18 protein-coding genes and 2 tRNA genes are annotated in these 17,006 nt (G+C 40.3%); 17 read left to right on the forward strand and 3 right to left on the reverse strand.

Translation table 11 applies throughout. The features are described 5' to 3' along the window. The 14 genes from CSA35_06685 to CSA35_06750 form a co-directional block, all read left to right on the forward strand. The coding region (locus tag CSA35_06685) for a hypothetical protein (GenBank protein PIE54226.1) at positions 1–358 on the forward strand (358 nt) is incomplete at its 5' end. Positions 359–402: 44 nt separating this feature from the next. Next, complete coding sequence (locus CSA35_06690; protein ID PIE54227.1) at positions 403–915, forward strand: hypothetical protein; 513 nt, start codon at positions 403–405, stop codon at positions 913–915. A gap of 99 nt (positions 916–1,014) precedes the next feature. Continuing rightward, the gene (locus tag CSA35_06695) at positions 1,015–1,617 is read left to right on the forward strand and encodes a hypothetical protein (protein PIE54228.1); all 603 of its coding nucleotides are present in this window, start codon (positions 1,015–1,017) and stop codon (positions 1,615–1,617) included. A gap of 422 nt (positions 1,618–2,039) precedes the next feature. Next, positions 2,040–3,092: a hypothetical protein gene (locus CSA35_06700; protein PIE54229.1), complete on the forward strand. Its 1,053-nt coding sequence runs from the start codon at positions 2,040–2,042 to the stop codon at positions 3,090–3,092. 634 nt (positions 3,093–3,726) lie between these two features. After that, on the forward strand, positions 3,727–3,984 hold the full coding sequence (locus tag CSA35_06705; protein PIE54230.1) for a hypothetical protein: 258 nt from the start codon (positions 3,727–3,729) through the stop codon (positions 3,982–3,984). Positions 3,985–4,581: 597 nt separating this feature from the next. Further along, positions 4,582–5,046, forward strand: coding sequence for a hypothetical protein (locus CSA35_06710; GenBank protein ID PIE54231.1), 465 nt, complete (start codon positions 4,582–4,584; stop codon positions 5,044–5,046). 178 nt (positions 5,047–5,224) lie between these two features. Next, positions 5,225–6,058, forward strand: a complete 834-nt coding sequence (locus tag CSA35_06715; protein PIE54232.1) for a polyketide biosynthesis methyltransferase — start codon at positions 5,225–5,227, stop codon at positions 6,056–6,058. A gap of 476 nt (positions 6,059–6,534) precedes the next feature. Then, positions 6,535–6,783, forward strand: a complete 249-nt coding sequence (locus CSA35_06720; protein ID PIE54233.1) for a hypothetical protein — start codon at positions 6,535–6,537, stop codon at positions 6,781–6,783. 37 nt (positions 6,784–6,820) lie between these two features. Next, positions 6,821–7,144 carry a hypothetical protein gene (locus tag CSA35_06725; protein ID PIE54234.1) on the forward strand — a complete coding sequence of 108 codons (324 nt, stop codon included), beginning with the start codon at positions 6,821–6,823 and terminating at the stop codon, positions 7,142–7,144. Between the two features lie 647 nt (positions 7,145–7,791). Then, on the forward strand, positions 7,792–8,286 hold the full coding sequence (gene tsaA / locus CSA35_06730; GenBank protein PIE54235.1) for a tRNA (N6-threonylcarbamoyladenosine(37)-N6)-methyltransferase TrmO: 495 nt from the start codon (positions 7,792–7,794) through the stop codon (positions 8,284–8,286). Between the two features lie 589 nt (positions 8,287–8,875). Then, positions 8,876–9,895: a methyltransferase type 12 gene (locus CSA35_06735; GenBank protein ID PIE54236.1), complete on the forward strand. Its 1,020-nt coding sequence runs from the start codon at positions 8,876–8,878 to the stop codon at positions 9,893–9,895. 87 nt (positions 9,896–9,982) lie between these two features. Beyond that, positions 9,983–10,468: a GNAT family N-acetyltransferase gene (locus tag CSA35_06740; GenBank protein ID PIE54237.1), complete on the forward strand. Its 486-nt coding sequence runs from the start codon at positions 9,983–9,985 to the stop codon at positions 10,466–10,468. A 286-nt stretch (positions 10,469–10,754) separates the two neighbouring features. After that, positions 10,755–11,051 carry a mitomycin resistance protein gene (locus CSA35_06745; protein PIE54238.1) on the forward strand — a complete coding sequence of 99 codons (297 nt, stop codon included), beginning with the start codon at positions 10,755–10,757 and terminating at the stop codon, positions 11,049–11,051. A gap of 1,031 nt (positions 11,052–12,082) precedes the next feature. Further along, positions 12,083–12,313, forward strand: a complete 231-nt coding sequence (locus tag CSA35_06750) for a hypothetical protein (GenBank protein ID PIE54239.1) — start codon at positions 12,083–12,085, stop codon at positions 12,311–12,313. Between the two features lie 110 nt (positions 12,314–12,423). Here CSA35_06750 and CSA35_06755 read toward each other — a convergent pair whose 3' ends face one another. Beyond that, positions 12,424–13,389: an arsenite transporter gene (locus CSA35_06755; protein ID PIE54240.1), complete on the reverse strand. Its 966-nt coding sequence runs from the start codon at positions 13,387–13,389 to the stop codon at positions 12,424–12,426. A gap of 984 nt (positions 13,390–14,373) precedes the next feature. Here CSA35_06755 and CSA35_06760 point away from each other — a divergent pair. After that, the gene (locus CSA35_06760) at positions 14,374–15,282 is read left to right on the forward strand and encodes a hypothetical protein (GenBank protein PIE54241.1); all 909 of its coding nucleotides are present in this window, start codon (positions 14,374–14,376) and stop codon (positions 15,280–15,282) included. A 197-nt stretch (positions 15,283–15,479) separates the two neighbouring features. Here CSA35_06760 and CSA35_06765 read toward each other — a convergent pair. After that, positions 15,480–15,554, reverse strand: a tRNA-Val gene (locus tag CSA35_06765). Between the two features lie 228 nt (positions 15,555–15,782). Continuing rightward, positions 15,783–15,870, reverse strand: a tRNA-Ser gene (locus tag CSA35_06770). 114 nt (positions 15,871–15,984) lie between these two features. Here CSA35_06770 and CSA35_06775 point away from each other — a divergent pair. Then, a complete protein-coding gene (locus CSA35_06775) occupies positions 15,985–16,395 on the forward strand; it encodes an acyl-CoA thioester hydrolase (GenBank protein ID PIE54306.1) in 411 nt (136 codons plus the stop codon). Positions 16,396–16,544: 149 nt separating this feature from the next. Further along, on the forward strand, positions 16,545–16,970 hold the full coding sequence (locus CSA35_06780; GenBank protein PIE54242.1) for a hypothetical protein: 426 nt from the start codon (positions 16,545–16,547) through the stop codon (positions 16,968–16,970). The last annotated feature ends 36 nt before the right edge of the window (positions 16,971–17,006 follow it).

The raw sequence follows: 17,006 nt of genomic DNA on the forward strand, positions 1-17,006 counted from the left end.
AATGTATAAAGATGATCCTCAAAGCAGGCCTCGTCTGGATCCTCAGAGACCATTGACAATTGTAGACCCTCTTGTCGTTAAAAAAAATACTACATCCCCGATAAATATTGTTGTCCATGCTTTGCCGGGTGTTTTGGAAAGTGGTAAAAGTAAAGCTAAAATAAAGAAAGATGCTGATCCAACTTCTCAGGTTTGGGGGGAAGGTGTCTTGTTGTCAAATGGAGAACAGACTCAGGAAGGTCAAATTATATATAGAGCATCAATTGACTTTATACCTGATAAAGATTGGGACTTTGGCATAATAATCGTCAGGGGTAAAAACGAAGAATTTGAGTCCAGTATCATTCAAAGGCAATGAAATGATTGTGCATAACTCTACGTTAAGAGGAAAAGGAGAACTATATGTCTTGCAGAGGAATGCATTTCTCATTGAGAAATGAAGATGTTGAACGATTGATGGCAGCGAAAAATGATCGTGAAGTTCTTGATTTTGTCCAAAAAGATATTGAAGCAAGATGGGATGAAGAAAACTTGGTTGCGTCTGATAAAGCTTGGGATGCTATCCATAGGTGTCTAACTGATGGAACTTTAAAGTGTAAAAACAATGATACTAAAGAAAAAATGATACTTGGTGGCAAGCAACTCTATAAAGGTAACGATTATATAATATCATTCAAGGATACAGATGAAGTAAGGGAAGTTTTTAAAGCTATTAAAGGTATCGAAAAAGATTGGTTTTCATCTAAATTCTATAATCTTAAAAAGAAATTTTTTTGGTTCTCATGGTCTCAATATGATGGGCCGCTGGATGAGAATGATTTTGAATACACATGGTCCTATTTTTTAGAATTAAGGGGCTTTTTCAAAAAAGTCTCTGAACACAATCAGACTGTTATTTTTATAGTAGATCAATAAATATTTACTTAACAAGTCGTTACACCGGACTCATTCCACTCGTCGGTTAGCTCAGCGTTATGTGTAAATGATCAAGTGAATTGTACAAGGAGTTAAACTATGGGAATGTGTTTAGCGCTTCATAGCGTGTCAGATGAAAATATTAAAAAAATACTAAATCGACCTGAACTTATCTGGAGGCTAATTGCTTCCGATGTTCCCGGTATCTACGAAGAAGCTGTAAAAAAAATCAACCAAGTTGGATTCCTATCTAAGCTTTTCGGAAAGAAAACATCAACAGATATCGAAATTCCAAATCTAAGTTTCATTGAAGGGGAGAACATTGATGATGATTTAGACAAGTCTTGGCAGGGAATCCACTACTGTCTGAACAAAACTGCTTATGAAGCTGACGCCCCAATGGATTTCATTACATTGGGTGGAGAAACAGCCGGAAATATTAACGTGGGGTATGGCCCCGCTCGTTTATTCAATAGTGAGACTGTAAAAGAAATACATTCTCACTTATCCAATATATCAGAAGCGGAAGTAGCAGCGAACTATGATCCAAAGGAAATGGATAAATTAAACATATATCCAAATATTTGGAGTAGAGATGGTGATGAAGGCTTAGAGTATATTATTGAATACTATAGTATTCTTAAGAATTTTATAGCTAATTGTGTCAAAAGTAATTTGGGTATGGTCGTCTACATATGCTAAGTATAAGAAGTCGCTTCAAGAAACAGCATGAGGCTTGCGGTATTTCGAGGTTTATCGTTGAATTGGCAGCCAATTTTTTAATCAAAATGCAGGGTTGAAACCACGCCGCCTCTGAAATCTGCGTCAGGAGAAAACTTAGTTAGCTCATAAGTAATGGATTTATTGACCATGATGTTCAAGATAAACAAAATGGTCTTGAAGAATTGCAGGGAGTACTAGCTGCCTTAAATTAAGGATTTGATGGCACTTTACACGAGTTAGATCAAAAGGCTGCCTTGTTGACAAAGACAAAATTTTTGTGAGGTGGAGGATGACAGGAAAACATAGTGAGAGTTTTTTTAAAGATTCCTTCTTCTGGAAAAGATATTATGTTACATGTTCAATATATCTTAATATTATAAATTTTCATAAAACGCCTTCGAATGAACAAGACTATTAAAAGAAATTTCTTGCTGTTCTTGATGATTGTGGCAACGTTTATTTTATTATTTTTTAAATATAAAAATATAGAGAAGCCACAATCTGATTATTTTAAACAGCTAAAAGTTAATTTTATAGAAGGAGATAGAACCACCGTATTTGATTTAAATACTGACAATCACTTTTTTTCTGTTGGTTATGAAAAAGGTATAATTGAGTTTTATAATATAAAAAATAACAAAAAAAAGACTGTTAAGGCTCATGAACTAAGAGTCAGCCATATATCGTCATCAAAAAATGAAAATATTGTTGCCAGCAGCAGCTATTTTGAAAAAGAAACAAAACTATGGAATCCTGCTACTGGGGATCAGATTGCATCATTACCTGAAACCTATGGTCCTGAGAAATTTTACCTGAATAGCAATAACTTAGTTCTCGCAGCTGGGAAAAAGCTCAAAATATTTGATACATACAATAAAAAATTCTATAAAGAAGAGTACCAGTGCTCCCAAAACATTCACTCCTTGGCTATAAGCAGGAAGGGTGGTTATATAGCAGCAGGGACCACGAATGGTGTGTGTCTTTGGAATGTTGATATATTGAAAGATAATTCATCCTATCTTGACAAAATACGGAATAGATACAAAATTTTGTTATCTTCCGCTGGAGAGGAAATCATTTCTGATTCAAAAAACTGGGTACAATCACTTGCGTTCACCGATGATGACAAGAAACTATTTGCCATCTTAAGAAATGGAAAGCTGCATTCATGGCAGCTAGGTTTTTTAGATAGTCATAAAATCACATCAACAAAACTACGATGGGTTAGAGATTCTATTATAACTGACAATTTGAAAATTATAATAGGTACTGAGGATAAGAGAGGAAGGGGGATTGGAAGAATTGAATATCTAAGTGATGATGAATTATCTAGTAAAATTATTCCGCAAAAAATTCGGACTTTTGCTCCGATTATACTAATAAATAATAATCAATATTTATTAGTGGGGGCTAGTAAAGAGTTCTGGTTAATACCTGTTATTGATTATTTCTGATCTCCATTATAAAGATAATTTTTATAATTATTGCAATGCTGATTTGATTGGTACAGAGGGGGTTATGCTGGGTATACGGTTCTGGGCTGCTTTTTTATTTGTATCCGCTGAGCATGATAAAGGTACTGGTGGTTATTATTTTTCTGGTGAATAAAAATAAAATTTGACACTTTTGTGCTATCAATGTCATTGGAAATCAATGTTTTATTATTCAGTGTTATTCAATATATGTCAGAATACAAATTCATAATCACATACAGCAGATGTATTAAGATGATCTACAAAGCAGAGCTCTTTTGGATCCTCAAAGAGCATTGACAATTGCAAATCTTCTTTCCGTTAAAAAGAATACCATATTCCCGATAAATATTGTTGTCTACATTTTGCCGGGTGTTTGGGGAGAATAGAAGGAAGTGTCGTTGATGGATGCGAAACATCTTGATACTAAGAAAACATACGAAAGAACCTGTGGAGAAAAATATGCTTAGAACTCTTACATTAGACTATTGGATTGAGGAGGAATGGTATGGCTGGATTATTTATTAAATTATTTTTATTAGTAACTTCTTGAATAATATAAATATTTAATTTAGCACTCTGATGTTTTGACGTTTTCAAAAAGGAGAAGGTTGTTATGAATACTGGAAATAAAAGTATCTCTTTTCAAGTCGTATTGGTGTTGATGTTTTTTTTGCTGACAACTCCTTTTGTGAGGGCTTTTGCGAATGAAGCATCATATGAAATCCCAAAGGATGCGGATGTTACCTCGGCAGACCAAGCACTGGTGAAAGCGTTGGGGCCTGGTCGTGGGGCAGTGGAAATCATTGCCGATATCCGCGACATTGAGGGGGTGGTGGGGGGCGTCCAGAGCATTGTGGTTGACGCTAATTAGGCGATTAGCGATCTCGGTGGCGAGATAGAGGAGGCGGGTTGTTTATTTAGCTGTTGGCGGCAGCTACAAATATCTTGAAAAAAGTAGCCCTAATTATCAAGAAAAGACAAAGGGCCCTGTGAACATTAGTGGAGTCCGTCAGAGTATGATTACTGACTAAAGGCGGAGCACAGGCTATATATCAAATCGAGGGGAAGGATGAGAGCCAGCCTGTTGCTGGCAATGCCAACCCCGCGATGGTTCCGATAACTCCGAGGGGTGAGCCTCAAACCATCGGGGGGGGGATATTATCATTCAGGTTGAAGAGAACGGTTAACGTTTTAGTATTGTTGTGCTTGCAGGCGAGCGTTCGTTATTTTTTATAAAAAATAAATTTTACTTTATTAGTAAAATTGGCGATAAGTATGTTTTAATGAAAAAATAAAGATGGTTTTAAAATTTTTCTATGATAAAACACGATGACCATTGACACTGGGCATTTGAGATTGATATAAGTTTTGTTCTCAAAGACGGTATGCTGAATACAGCAAGGGGCGGTTACACTGTGGTAATAGGTAATGTTTTATCACAAATATATTAACATACAGGAGGTACGTTATGAAACGTAGTAACCACGCACGAAAGTTATTCTTCTTGACGGTAATGATTGTTTTTCTGGCGATAAGCAGCTTGGCGAAAGCTGCCCCACCGGTATTGCAAACGCAGTATGGGCCTGATGGAATAGAGGTTGATCTAATTCGTTGTAAGGTCTCGGATAATGTTTTATCCGTAGCATTTTTGGTTCGTTCTACGACAGAAAAAAGTGTAAGTGTCGATTTTGATATCGAGGCGGTTCATTATCTTGCCAACAACAAAAAATATCACGTGTTGAAAGACGAAAAAGGCAATTGGCTTTCGGGCCCTCAAAATCTTCGAGGTGGTGGCTCCCGTATTTACCTGGAGTCTTCAAAAGACTCAAAGATAGTGTGGTATAAGTTTCCAGCTCCGCCCGAGGATGTAAAAAAGATTCAAATTAACTCTGATGAAATTATGCCCTTCGATGATGTCGAGGTTCAGCGTTGAGAAGTTAACGACGGGGTAACGATAGCTCGATTCTCCTGCCGTAGTGCTTATCGTGTGCAGGATCTCAAGATGTCAACATGGCGGTGGTATTTTCAGCGATCTGGGCCATTCTTATCGGCTATGTTGACAGCAACAGAACATAATAGCCAGTATTTACTGTTAGCGAAGGAGGTTCGATATGGAACAAAAAATCAGTATCAAAAAAGGTAGTATTGAAGAAACCCTTGTGTTGCCTTTATGGGGCAGAGCCTATGAAACACAAAAGGAAAACCCTCGTTTACTTGACAAAAAAGCAGTAGAAATCATCAAGGTTATTGATTACGATTTTTCTGAAATTGAAAAAACGCAAAGCATGTCTCAGCACGGCTGGGTTGCCCGTAGTCTGCATACGGATAAAATGGCCCGTCAATTTATCAAAAAACACCCCGAAGCTACTATCGTAAATATCGGCTGTGGTCTCGATACCACTTTCAGCCGAATTGATAACGGTAAAATTCTATTTTACGAACTGGATTTACCTAATGTGATCGCGCTCAGGAAACACTTTTATGAAGAGAGTGACCGGCACCAGAGTATTGCTTCTTCGTTTCTGGAAACAGACCAGTGGTTTGACAAGATAAACGTCCGGGATGGGCTGTTGTTTCTGGCAGGCGGTGTATTCTGTTATTTTGAGGAGTCGCAAATGAAAGAATTCTTTGTTGCCGTGGCAGATTCTTTCAAAGCCTGTGAGTTGTATTTTGATTCCCTCTCTCCCATGGGAATAAAATTTGCGAAAAAAGCTGTATTAAAAAAAGGCGGCATGGGCATGTCTCTGGAGGGGGGCTGGGGACTAAGATGCGCGAAGAGCCTGGAAGAATGGGATGAGCGAATCAAGGTGATAGATGCGTTTCCTATGTCTCGGAATATGAAAAAAGGAATCCCTATAGGTTTGAAAATCATATCAACAATCACAGATATGCTTGGTATTTGCTCCATGGTGCATATCAGAATTAAGTCTTTTAATAATAACTGAGTTTTTTACAACGAGGACAAAAATCAAAGCTGCTTGATTATTAGTATTTAAAATATATGTAAATATTGGCTATTATTTAGTTACAAAAGTACGAAAAAAATAAATCATAATCAAATTGTTAGCAACCGCATGAATTTATGCGTGTAAAGTCCGCGAATTGCTTCCCTCTGCGTCTTTCGCTAGCCGATTATGCTCAGTTTTGTACAAAAAAGATAAAGGAAAAGGTCATGATTAGAAAAAATTTTTTAAAATTTTTAAGCTTTCTTTGTTTTTTGTCTTATTCAGTTCAGTTGTAACTTCTGCGAAATTGTTAACGACAATCAACCCTTGCAATTTACTCACGCATGAAGAAATCGATGAGATTATGGGCGAAAAAATGAACGAAGGAAAGTTAGAGGAACAAAAAGTAACAGGAACAAAAAGTAACAGGAACGAGAAGATGTCTTTACGAGGCAAGCAACGTCAATTCGTTTTCTATGCTACAAATAAGCATTGTTCAAGGGGAAAAAGCCAAAGAGTGTTTTTCAGCAATAAAAGAAGGGTTTCCAGATCATGAGGTGGTTAAGGGCATAGGAGACTATGCATTTTTTGCACCCCCTGGCTTACATGTTTTAGCAGAGAATTATTACATAACAATTGCTGCAGGCAACCTCAATAAGAATAAAGATAAAACCCTTACTGCTGGGAAAAAGCTAGTGAGCCGCCTTAAAAAAGGCGAGCAATAGGCCTGAAGGCCGTCGCACCTTTCAAGATGATGAAATTGTGACAGACGTGATGCAAAGTGTCCATGATAATACTCCAAGTTCAATGAATTCATATTCTGCACTGGGCAAAACCGTTATTGCCCCACACCGAAGAAATGAAGTGTCTGTAATTGAAGGCCTCAAACAAAACAGCGTTCGAGTCGAAGTCGGGTGTAAAGTCAAAAAAGGCCATGTTCTGGGGATTTGTGGAAATGCTGACAATGTATTGGAGCCGCACATCCGCTATTATTTCCAGAGTACGCAGATTGCGCCTATATTCAACACGGGACAAGGATTGGTTTTTTCTTCAGTACGGGACAAGGATTGGTTTTTTCTTCAGTAGCATCGAGGTTAGAAAAGACGACAGGTAGTTCCGTTTAGAAAAAACATCTTCTCCTCTGTAAAAAATTATATCGTTGAAGATAAGTAGATATGCCCAACAAGTCGTTTTATCGGACTCGTTGTTCTTGTTGCTTAACTCTGCGGTAGACGAAAGCAAAACAATGAAAGTGCTACGGATCTCCATTTTTAATAAGTATATGGGAGTTTGGAAGCCTCATTGGACAGCTACATTACATCCTATTAGTGATTCTATGCTTTGCTTTATATTTAAGATAGACGCCTCATAGATTGAGTTTTCTGTTTATGATTGTGGCTCAAATGAGAATGCAGTAAAAGAGTGGAAGGGAAAAGTGTTTACGCATATGCCCCTCGAAGCTCAATCTGACTATAAATACAAAGTCATTATAATATAAAAAAGAAAATTACTTTGAAATATGGGGGTCAGAGTATAAAGGCAGATCCTATGTCAATGGACAGTTCTTTGCATTTATACATGTTAGTAATCCTTTTTTCTCAAATATCCTTCCACGGTTTTATAGCCTTTACGAGAGTAGATTTAACGAATAAAAATATATCTGACCAGGCATTCTAAGCGGCCTCGGTCGGTGGATTTTTCGTTAGAAGTGTAATTGGAAAGGAGGAGTATGTATGAATAAAAAAGACTTCGTTTTTCGGCCGATTGGCATAATTCGTTCCTCACACAAAAAACTCTCTGAAATCCCAATACAACCGGTGTTTTCTCAGGGCATCAAGGGCACCGTCATAGTCAATCCTGAATTTGCCGAAGGATTGATGGATTTGAATGGATTTTCCCATATCTATTTATTTTATTATTTTCATAAATTAGAGCAAACCTCTCTGCATGTAAAGCCATATCTATCAGAACAAACGCACGGAATTTTTGCAACACGAGCCCCGCATCGTCCTAATAAAATTGGCATGAGTCTCGTTAAACTAAATTCTATTGAATGCAACGTTCTTTACATAGAAGAGGTCGATATCTTGGACGAAACTCCTTTACTTGATATAAAACCATACATACGACGCTTTGATGCGAGGGAAAATGTGATATCTGGTTGGCAAGACGAGGTTTCTGATGATGTTGCTTTTTATAAAGGCCTCAGAGGATTTAAAAAGCAATAGTATTTTTAATAAAATTGCTGCGCTGGGCGGAGGTTGTACCTTGCTTCATCTCTGCCAGTGAGATTATTCGTTCGGTAGTGTTAGAGAAGGTCTTTGTGGTGAATTTTTTAAGGTTTGGCTTTGTTGGGATATCCAATGATCGCAGGAAAAGAAGATACAAAAAAATTATACTTTTAGATGCTTTCAAACTTGAAAACCATGTAGTATCGGTTTGAGAGATCTGACCAATAATATCACTCGATACTCATACCTAATGGATGAAGTCGGGTGCATTATTTCTTGTGTAAAAATACCGTCCAGCACTCACTGAAAAGAGCAAAAATAACAGCTCAACGGTTCTTTTGTGGTTCTTTTTTTGACAGCTTCCACTGTTGCTTTGGGCTTGGGTATTAGAGGTCCTCTGTATAACAAGAACCAGGATACACGATTTGATCATGTTATGTTCAAGAAAGATATTTACATAAGTTCTGTAATAAACAGATATTCTTGATGTTGAAGCGGACTGATAGAGCAAGAGTACTCTTTGTCCTGATAACTTAGTATTCGTTCTAATATGCTCATAAAAGCAGAACATTGAAAGGAGTCGATTATGAAAAATTTGCCAGATATGATAATTGTTCCTGATAAGCTCTTTGATTTCCAATATGGTGTTGTCAAAGGGCAGATGCTCATGACCGCAGTGGATCTGAAGATATTCAATTATACTGTCGAACCAACAACTTCCAATGATGTGGCCAGATCGATCGGCACACATCCGGGGAATACAGAACTGTTTCTTAATGCACTTGCATCAATTGGACTGCTTGTGAAGAAAGATGGGGCCTTCCGTAACACGGAACTGAGTGATGCATTTCTTGTGGAGGGTAAGGAAACCTCTCTTGGAGGCTTCCTTAGATTCAACGAGATGTTTCTGTTCAAGAATACTGACGATATGAAGACCGCCGTCCTCAACGGTCCTGCTTCTCATGAGAATGGGGAAATGGATGTAAAGGCCCAGTACAACACGACCATGCTCATGAGCAATTTTGCTCGAAGCGGACCGTCTCAGGCCGTAGCTAAAACCATAGCCGAATTGCCCGAATTTAAAGATTTTACGAAGATGCTCGATCTGGGGGGAGGGCACGGACTTGATGCCATTGCTACAGTAAAGATGCATCGATCAATGAATGGCGTTGTTTTTGACAAAGCGGCAGCTGTGCAGGCCGCGAAAGATAATATCTGTGAATACGGCATGGAAGGGCGGATGAGTGTTCTTGCAGGAGATTACCTTATAGATTCTATCGGTTCAGGCTATGATCTAATCCTTGCAAAGGGAACGCTCAATTTTGCAGGTCCTAATCTTGAGAGCGTGGTTCATAAGATTTTTGACGCCCTGAACGAAGGTGGAGTTTTCGTCTCAATTCACGATGGCTTGACTGCAGAACGAACGAATCCCGAGGCAATGGTCGTGGGTTGGCTCCCTTTTGCTCTGAGTGCCCGAGATGTCTCCCTTGCAAAAGAACGGATTCCCAATGCGATGACTACGGTTGGTTTTTCGGGATTGGAAACTCGCCCATACCATTTTCCTCTTGGTGGAGAGTTGGATATGGTCGTGGGGAGAAAGTCGTAGATGAAAAACTGACACACAATCAAGTTGTTTCACCGGAATTGTTCCACTCGGCGGTGAATTTATATTTATGTTTTGGGGAGAAGCTATATGATTAGAGAAATAACAAAATCAGATTTTGAATCATTTTGGCCAATGTTTTCGCAGATTATTCAGGCTCAAGAAACCTACACGTTTGACTCTGACATGACGCTTGAGCAATCGTTCAGCCTATGGTGCGAAATACCGCTCGAAACCTATGTTTTTGTCGAGAATGATGTGGTTCTTGGTAGTTATTACATTAAGCCAAATTCAATGGGTCCAAGTCGTCATATTTGCAATTGTGGCTATATGGTATCAAGTGAGGCTAGAGGCAAGGGTATCGCTCATCGTATGTGTGAGCATTCTCAACAGAAAGCAATCGAGCTGGGGTTTGAGGCAATGCAGTTTAATAGCGTTGTGTCTACGAATGAGGTCGCAGTTCGGCTTTGGAAAAAGCTCGGCTTTAGTATCATAGGCACTATTTCCAAGGCGTATAAACACCCTCAATTAGGGTATATGGATAGCTACGTCATGTATAAATGGCTACGAACATAACAAGTCGTTTTCATTGAACTCATCACAGTCATAGGCGATCTCTAGGTTATTAGGTGATATGATCGAGTCATATCAATCGCCTTAATTTATAAGTTAAAATTGATCAAGTTTTCCAATAAGCATATAGCCATATGCCCCATCTAAATTGGCTGCACTGCATTTCGACCGTCACTAATCTTGGCTTTCCGCTATAAAACAAATATACAGTCGGACAGGGAAAACAGTCTTGCTGCACTCTGCGGCTTGTCCTGGCCAATTATGCTCAATGTGAGTCGGAAGGGGAGCAATGAAAAATCCAGACAGAGAAAGAATTTCATGTCTTGAAAACCTTCCCAATGTTGGAAAGGCAATTGCAGACAGGCTTCGATTGATTGGCGTTGATCATCCCAAAAAATTGATAGGGAAATGCCCTTTGGAGCTATACGATCAACTTTGCACTGTAACAGAGAAAAGGTATGATCCCTGTGTCATTGATGTATTTATGTCTATTGTTCATTTTATGGAAAGTGGTGAGGCGTTACCATGGTGGTTGTTCACCGCTGCGAGAAAGAAAATTTTAAAAAGAGAAAGGGGGCCTATATGATTGTATAATAATATGCGTTCCCTTAGTCGAAAGACATTTGGTTTTTATAGAAGTCTTTTGTTGTAAGAATTTTTAATAAAAATTAAGATATATTTAGATTTTAATATATAAAAGATTATATTTGCTTTTGCTTCCTGAAAGATGAATAACATGATAAAGGGCGTTAGTTTGATGTTTTATAATATAAAAATAAAATGCCCCTGTTGTCATCAAAGGGCTTTAAGTTTAAAAAAGTTGTTCTGGGCTGGTATAAAATCGCCAACCCAATGCCCAATATGTAAGACGAGGGTTTTTGTTAAAAAAAAATGGTCGAGAGTGTATTGGATGCTACAGACTAGTGGCTTAATAATATTTTCCTTGTTTGCTGGGTTTTATTTTTATGGTGTATGGGGAGGTTTTTTAGCTTTTTGTCTGTCCATAGGTGTTGGGTATTGTATCCGCTATATTGAGTGCAAATATCTAAACCCTGCACGGATAACTCCAGAAGAGGAAAAAAGAAGTGAATCGAAAAAAATCTTGGGAACCATTGTTTCTCTGTTATGCTGTTTAGCAGCGTTCATAGCTTTAGCGCTCAAAATAAAATAACAAACAGTTTCACCGTGATCGCTTTATTCGAAGGAGGATCCATCGTTTACTGTAAAATGTATAACTGAAAAATGAATATTAGGAAGGTAAGAACCTGCGTGGAGGTAACGTCATGAAACTCTCAGTCCGTATTTTGCTCTCTCTGCTCGTAGTCTTTCCTGGTTCTCCGGGCTTTCTGTCCGAACCAATGCGCAATCCGGTTTCTACATCAGCGCCGAGGAATTGAATCCGAAGCAGGCGGGGTGTGAATGACGGGTTTCTCTTCACCGTCTGATGCTTGAGAAGTTGATTGTGCAACCGGAATCTGATTTTTTTTAGTTTCCCTAACTAAAGATATGATGGACGGTGTGCCACATATTCGGAAACTAATGCCTACAACGCAAGTGTATAGAGGCTCGGCGCATCGGTTCCGTTGGAGTACGCGATCTAATGGCAGCATAGACGCCGTGACTTTCATGCCCATGGCTCGAACTATCGCCGACCTTCATGGTCTGAGCTCTGAAAAGATGTTCAATTTGGCTCCAATCTGGTTTTTGTTTTTTCTTTGTATCTGGGGCAGTTGTTCACAGGAAAGCCATAGGGATTTATCCTTTGAGGGAGAATCCCAAAATTTGCCTGAAGAAAAGTCTGGTTCTGGTCTGACACTCTTGCTGTTCTCGGAGAAGTGGGGAGGGTAGCGAGGTGCCCGCTGAGAAATCGAGAGTGGCGTATTGTTTGGCTTGTTGCAACGTGGAGAAGTTTTTATATAGCTATTGCATACGATAAGGTCATAATGCGACGTGTTGTTTTATGGAGCTTCTCCAAATATTTTATCTGTAAACTTAACATACCACGCTGCAGATTGAACCTGTATGATATATGCCATTGCTATTATTATGGATATTTCGGATCCCCTTTCTGCGAAAGCTGTCATTGCTATGGCCAAGGCAATTGACAAGTTTCTCATGACAGTACCATAAACTATAGCAATCCCGTCATTTCTATTAAAAAATATTTTTCCTATAAAAGTGCTAATTGAAAAGTTAATTAAGTACAGTAAAGATATTGGTATTAAATAATCTATAAGGACAGTTGGATTCGTCGCAATGTTTTTTGCTTTTAAGCACATCGCGACATAAACAATTCCGAGTACCCCAAGGGTTGAAAGGGCAGGGAATTTTTGTTTTATGTTTTTTTGATAGCGTTCCTTGCCGAATCTTTTTATAATTATTTTTTTTGTTAAATACCCAAAGACCATCGGCAAAAGGACGACTATTGCAATCGATGTAAATATTTTTTGCATTGGTATCTCTATAACTTCTCCCATTAGAAATTTCGCATAGAACGGTGTCGCAATCGATCCTAAAATCAATCCCACGACTGTCATTTTAATGGCTACATTTATATTTCCCTTTGCAAACCCCGTCCATGATATGGTCATTCCACTGGTTGGAAGCAACGCAGCAAAAAGAAGTCCTAAAATAATCATGGGTGAATCTGGGAAAAAATAAATTCCCAAATAATAGGCGATAAAAGGAATAATTCCAAAATTAATAAGTTGGGCTGTGATCTGACATTTCATACCTTCAAGAGAAAACAGTTTTTCCAATTGTAGGTTGACCATCATTGGATAAACCATCAAGAAGGTTAGAGGCATGACAGAGACTTTCACAAAAGACATGTCAAAGTAGTACCCTGACAAAATACCCAATATCATCATTGCAGGGATCGTCCAGATCAAATTTTTTTGTAAAAATAATAGTATTTTCCACATAGGCATCTCCTGATATTTTTATTAGGTTGGCTAGAAGTGACTTTGTTGTACGAGTTCGCTGATCGGGTTCAAGCAGCTCCTATCCTGACATGTCATACCGTAACTCTAAACATTATACCTTTAAAATAGTGATACAAGTACATCAGGGGGCCTATACCTCACCTCATATTTTGAAATCTGAACGCATCCGCATTAAAAAACATATCCTGGGAACAGCGACAAACCATACCAAATAAGAGTTAAAAATAGGCGTGCCTCGCCACCGATTTCCCTGCACAGGACGGCTTGTACCGCCGTTCAAGTGATCGCTCCTGAGTTCATCATCAGGTACGGGAATCGAGTGATGATATTAGGTAAGGTTCATCAATCCTATGGCGCTTCAGGCTCGTACCTTCCATATGGCTCGAACTCTCAGGTTGTCTATCTTCGTTGCCTGAAATCCGAAAACGTATCCCACTCGACTTCGGAGTTTGGAGTGATTGCGATTTTCCTGCTTGTCATACCAGGTGATGGGGTGCGCTGTATCCCTTGCGTTGGAGTTCTACTCCGTAGTCCCGTTCCTCTAGTCAGGAATTTTTCTCATGGCTTCAATTCTTCTGGAATAGCCATATGCTCTTGACGTCAGGGGCTTGTGCCTCGAGGAAGATGCCGAGAAAGAGCCTGAAGGACAGCCTGTGTCTCTGATCTGAAACTTCATGCGGCGTCACCCGACAGCTCCTACAGCGCCTGGAGGACTAAAACCTTGAACATAAGATAAAGAAGGGAGCTTACCCCTATGAATCCCTGAATCGTGCATCTTTTCAAGGGAGTCGAAAGGTGATTTCTTCTGCAAAGATACCTCGTGGTCTCAGTGGGTTCCATCTCTTCTGAAATGTTTAGTTATGATCGGTGTTGTACATCCCTATCCTGGGGCGTTGGCTTTTCTTCTTAAAAAAGGTGTTTTAGAGATGCCCGTAAGTCAAACAACGGGAGGCAAAGTTGCTTATGGAAATAAAAATAACAAACTGGAAAAGAGGGATCGCTGTTGTCAGCCTCGTGGTTGTAGCATTCTGTGTGCATTATTTTACTCACTACTACAATCCAGAACTTGATGAAACGATCACGGCATTACAATCGAACAACCCAGCTACCATCGCCCAGGCTCTTTTAAAAACCTCCGAGTTTGGTATGGCCAAAGGACATAAGCTGATCCCCCATATTCTTCCATTGCTCAGCGATAAAAGACTCGTAAAGAAAGACGCTTCACAAAAAATGATCCATAAGGTCCAATCTTTGCCGGAAGCGGCCCCTGGAATGGATAAATATCTGCGTGGCATCCATACCATCGGATTCTCTGCAGCTATGACGATCCAGTCGTTGGTAATCGTTGATGTGCTTCATGTTTGGTGGATCGGTGGAAAGGCGAAGAAACGTATTATATCCTATGTAACGGAGGAGATCGATCCGTATGATGAATATACCATATCCAACGCGCTGCTTGCCGTCGGGCACATTCGTGCCAAGCGATTACTTCCTTTTTGGTTTCAATGCTTGGCTATCAAATCGGAATCCATACGTGTTCACGCCCTGGCTGGTTTATGGTATTACATCTATGATCGGACCCATGGTTTGTTTACATGGAAGCCGGATGAGGAGATATCCCCAGCTATGGTCAGAAACCTCGAACGTTGTCTCGACGATCCCTCTCCATATATTCGGCAAGAAGCCAAGAATGTGATGCGTCAGCTAAAAAAACGGGTTTTTCCTTTTGGGGCGAATAGTATAGTTGATCGGGGGGAAAACCGCCTCCTCGCAACATATTTTCAGAAGATATCAGAAAGAAGAGAGAAACATGGTTGTACCAGTAAACAAAACAGAACTGATAGAAGTCATTCAAAAAAATTAAAAAACTGAGAGAAGATCTTGATACTATCCCACCAGAACTGACGGAGAAAAAAGATAACCCTGCTTGGCTGTCGTTTTTTCTCAATGCCGTGGCTGCTTGATGTTGTCTTTGACATGGAACATAACACAGCAACCCTGATTTCATTATCCTGTGATCAAAGAACGAAAAAGGGTTCCAGCAACTCTGCCGGAACCCTTGATATTAGTGGTGGGTGGTACAGGACTCGAACCTGTGACCTCTTCCGCGTCAAGGAAGCGTTCTACCTCTGAACTAACCACCCTTCGATGAGCAACGAAATTGTACAAGCGGTTCTGATTCTTGTCAAGAAGACAGGTACTCTGAGTCAAGTTCCTTAGAATTTGACCGAAGGGCTTCCAAATCTTATAATGATTGCCGTTTTTAATCATTCGGTTGTTTTGCCTTCCTGACTCAGGAGATGACTCCAAAGGCGAGAAATATGCGTTTCCCCATATAATGACCATGCCTGGTGCTTTGTTTAATACTAAAATGGCGGAGGGTGTGAGATTCGAACTCACGGAAGCTTGCGCCTCAACGGTTTTCAAGACCGCCACCTTCGACCACTCGGTCAACCCTCCACCTTGTGTGGAACAGTGAGTATTATAGCAAGAAAAACGAGAAGGCCAAGGGGGTATGGAGCTATAATTGACACAAAAGGAGGACGCGATGTGAGCAGGCAAGAAGATCGGAGTATGACGAATCACGTGACGGTCTTTCGGGTTCGATACGCTGAGACGGATCAGATGGGTATTGCCCATCATGGTACCTACCTGACCTGGTTTGAAATGGGACGATCAGGTCTCTGTAGAGACTGGGGCAAACCGTATGCGCGTTGGGAGGCAGAGGGGATTTTTCTGCCTGTGGTAGAGGCCTCATGCCGCTATAAATCACCGGCCCGGTATGACGAGGAACTGGCGCTTCATACCCAGGTGGAGCAGGTCAAGCCTCACTCGGTAACGTTCCGGTACCGTTTGTTTTGTGGGGGCCGTCTTCTCGCTGAGGGCCGAACCCGTCATGCCTTTACCGATCCCGAGGGGCGGTTGATTCGTCAAGGACATCCTTTGATTCAATGGCTTCGAGAACGCTCAGCAGAGGGACTATAGGAGCTCCATAGAAGGAGGGGGGGAGGGCATGTTCAGATATATGTGCTCAAGATATGACGATTTATACGTGCCGTTTCCCCACGGGATTCTACGATTGGCGTATCATGTGGCGGCGAGCTGATATCCAAAGAGGCAGGGGGTTCACGTTGATGGAGCTCCTCTGTATTGTACTTGTCATTTCGAGCATGATGGGGGTAGTGGGTGTCGTTTTATCCTCCGACAGCTGGCAGCGATCCGAGGCGGAATATGAAGCAAGACGACTCACTCGGTGGTTGACGAATCGCTATTGGCAGTCCATCATGTACACTAGACCCTTTTTCCTGACTGTCGGACGTACGAACAACAAACTCATCTTGCTGACGTGGCTCGATCCCGTTGAAAAGGAGAAATTTCAAGTTCAAGAGTGTTACGCTTGTCGTCTTGGTTCTGGGATGCTGGCCATGTATCAGCCCTTGTACCGAACCCTCACTCCCGGGATGACTATCGAGATCCGCTCTGATATGGTCGCTGCTCCTTGGGGTAAGATTGTTCTGCCAGTCAAGGGGTATCCGTATCTAGAGTGGTATGCTCATTGAGCTGTGGGAGAAGGGTACTTTTTTATGGAGGTCTTT

The sequence above is a fragment of the Dethiosulfovibrio peptidovorans genome, from assembly GCA_002748665.1.
Taxonomy (GTDB): domain Bacteria; phylum Synergistota; class Synergistia; order Synergistales; family Dethiosulfovibrionaceae; genus Dethiosulfovibrio; species Dethiosulfovibrio peptidovorans_A.